This window comes from Okeania sp. SIO2F4, assembly GCF_010672385.1.
Taxonomy (GTDB): domain Bacteria; phylum Cyanobacteriota; class Cyanobacteriia; order Cyanobacteriales; family Microcoleaceae; genus Trichodesmium.
This window is the reverse complement of sequence record NZ_JAAHGT010001075.1, coordinates 1-3,064: the sequence shown is the minus strand read 5'-3', so window position 1 is coordinate 3,064 and position 3,064 is coordinate 1. Positions and strand designations below refer to the sequence as shown.

The following is a 3,064-nucleotide window of genomic DNA, read 5'->3' as shown; positions in this document are numbered from 1 at the left end:
GAACTCTATAATCCTTGCATAGCAATAGTTATATGAATAGAAAAAAGCAATTCTAATCAAAAGGGATTTTCCTAAAGGTTGAATTGTCTGCTATTTAAGGGTTTAGAGCTATTTCAACTACTAAGAAACTATAACCAGTCTAGGAGAGCCTTAATTATTAATTATTCGGTAAAAGTCACCTAGTAAATAATTTTTCGTGCCTTTTTCCTAAAAATATCTTGCCTGTTGCCAGATGAGCTGCTCCAGCCAAAAATCTATATTTTTCTGCCTAATACCAATTCACTTTAAAGATGTCAAAAATAGTTTCAAACTGCCTATGTGAAATAATTTCCTGAAATTACTGAGCGGGTCTTTCATGTCGCACAGAGAAAAGTTTTTGAGCCTATAAAATATTACTTTTAACTTTCAACTTTTAACTTTTAACTTCCGTGAAACGGTATAAGTTAATCACGCAAAACATAACCTACCCCTCGCACAGTTTGAATTAAACGTTTTTCCTGATTTGCTTCTAACTTCAAACGTAAATAACGAATATAAACTTCAATAATATTAGAATCTCCCATAAAATCATAACCCCAGACAGTTTCCAAAATTCTATCTCTTGTCAAAACTTGTCGAGGATGAGCCATTAAATATTCCAATAAATCAAACTCTTTTGCTGTTAATTCAATTTCCCTATTACCGCGATAAACTTCCCTTGTACTTCGGTTTAAACTCAGGTCATCAAACATTAATAAATCGGGATTAGGTTCTTGAGTTCTTCGGAGATGTGCCCGAACTCTAGCCAATAATTCTTCAACACTAAAAGGTTTTAACACATAATCATCTGCTCCGGCATCTAAACCAGCCACCCGATCTGTTACATCATCTCTAGCTGTTAACAAAATAACTGGTACTTTATCCCCAGTAGTTCGCAGACGGCGACATAATTCTAACCCCGATAAACCTGGTAACATCCAGTCAAGAATTATCAAATCTGGCTTAATTTCCCGTGCCATTGTTAGTCCTGTAAATCCATCATTAGCCACAGTTACTTGATAACCTTCATATTTAAGTTCTAACTCTATAAATTGAGCTAGTTTTGCTTCATCTTCAACTATCAGAATGTTAGAAGTCATAGCCCATACCTAAGCTAGTCAAAAATTAAATTGAGATATCTTCGCCAAAAATAGCATAAAACAATCTATCTTAGTATAAAAGCAAAATTGATTTTTTTAATGGGTATCTGCCAAAAATAGTTATTTATACTAGCTAAGACAGGGGCAACGCATCTAAATTCATATTAATCAGATAGAAGTTAAACAATACAGGACTTACGCATAACCATCATATATGATAGGGGCTAACGGCCGTTAGCCCCTACAAATTGTGTATAATTTCATATGCATGGGTGAGTCCTGCAATGTGGGAAATACAGGACAAAAAACTGTTTTTGGGGTTCAATTTTGGTAAATTTATAGAATAGAAAAGAAAGTTTGAATGAATTTAAATTTTTAAGTCTATGGATAGAAGTTTTTATCGAGTTTTTCAGTTAGCCTAGAAACCATAAACCATAGCAGAACTACCCCATACTTAATAATTGTATTAGGATATCGGGATTAAAGTGCTCTGCCCCTGACTCAAGGATTTTTATTTATCATGATTAAATATCAAACAACAATAGGATCGTCTCTGATTACTTCAGGTATCGTGACTCTTTTGCTCAAGATTTTACCAGGTAATTCACTTTGGTGGGGAGTTGCATTTCTCATTATTGGGTCTATTATTATACTTATCCGAAAAAGCTAAATATTTAAGAAACCTAGAGGAGTAAATCAAGATTAAATAATATATTTCCGGTGAGTTTTAGATCAGAATCAATAATAAATAAAGCGAGGCTATGTACTAGCAACTCTGTAGTATTTTTTTCTTATTTGACTATCGTATCACAAATATCTTAACTCCTTAAACAGTATTTTCTGGAGTGATAAGCTGTTAGGCAGCGAATGCCTCCTTTCCTTCGGAATGCTTCGCTAACAGAGGAGCTTCACTAACATGCCGGAGAGTATGTCAATGGCTTACCTTTTCTTTGAACCTTTGTAGACTTGAAAAAGTTTTACTAGGGGCAAAAGGCAATTGGCCCCTAGGGTTTAAATCATTCAATTTTGGCTAAAATAAGACTACAGGTACTTCTGATAGACATTCTCTATTTTCTGTTTTTTTTGCTTGAGTAATCAAGAGTTTTTGTAGTTCAGTATTAGTCGTTTTTTTCTCTCCTGAACTATGCTTTTTTTTACAGTTAGCTAGACTATCGTTCCCAACAGCGTGTTGACTAAGTTTTGCGCCTGCAAACACAACTAAATAGCTTTGTTAATAGGTGTTTTTCTCCAACAGTAGGAGAAATACGAGACTTAAATATAGCTTTCATAAATTAACTATAAACTAACAATATGATACCTCACTTATCAAACCTAAACAAATAATAAAATCCCCCGCTTATGGGCGAGGCTTCAAACCAGTCTTTTCTACTCAACTTCCTGCATCGGAATGGGAAATTTTTCCCCCTTCAAATAAGCATCAAAATTTTGTTTAAAATAAATCCAAGAAGTAACATCATCCCGATCTAAAAGAGACTTAGCAGCATTTTTAAATAAAGGAACACGAGTATTAATTTCATCTTGAATTAATAAAGGTAATTCTGCCACACTAGCAACCTTCCCACCCCAGGCACTATAAATAAGATAACCGGGGCGATCGCCCATTTTCATCCATGGCAACCAAGGGCCAACTCTATCCCATGCCAACATTACCTTAGATACAGAAGTAGTCTCAGGATTTTGCAAATCTGCCGTAGATACTGTTAACTTAAACAGTTCGGTCGCTTGATAGAGAGGTTGGGGACTATATTCAGCAAACTTCGGGTCATCAGCGAGGGGGTTAGGATAGCTAGAAAATAGGTCAAACTTATAAGTAGTCAACTCCTCATCAACTAATGCTGGCATTGGCCTTTTAAATAATCCCTGTACGGGATTATTGGCCACATGAAGCACAGCAAAATTTCATCAGTCCAGGGATTTTTCCAAGT

General features: G+C 35.2%; 3 protein-coding genes. All 3 read right to left on the bottom strand.

What is annotated here, in order from left to right:
• Window positions 1-443: 443 nt before the first annotated feature.
• On the bottom strand, window positions 444-1,118 hold the full coding sequence (locus tag F6K22_RS37240) for a response regulator transcription factor (protein WP_293109791.1): 675 nt from the start codon (window positions 1,116-1,118) through the stop codon (window positions 444-446).
• A gap of 1,030 nt (window positions 1,119-2,148) precedes the next feature.
• Window positions 2,149-2,334 carry a hypothetical protein gene (locus F6K22_RS37235; RefSeq protein ID WP_293109790.1) on the bottom strand — a complete coding sequence of 62 codons (186 nt, stop codon included), beginning with the start codon at window positions 2,332-2,334 and terminating at the stop codon, window positions 2,149-2,151.
• Window positions 2,335-2,504: 170 nt separating this feature from the next.
• Entirely contained in the window at window positions 2,505-3,020 is a 516-nt protein-coding gene (locus F6K22_RS37230; RefSeq protein ID WP_293109788.1) for a DUF1838 family protein, read from the bottom strand.
• Window positions 3,021-3,064: the final 44 nt, after the last annotated feature.

Coding starts and splice junctions, on each gene's coding strand:
- F6K22_RS37240 (WP_293109791.1), bottom strand. CDS start 1,118: ATGACTTCTAACATTCTGATAGTTGAAGATGAAGCAAAACTAGCTCAA.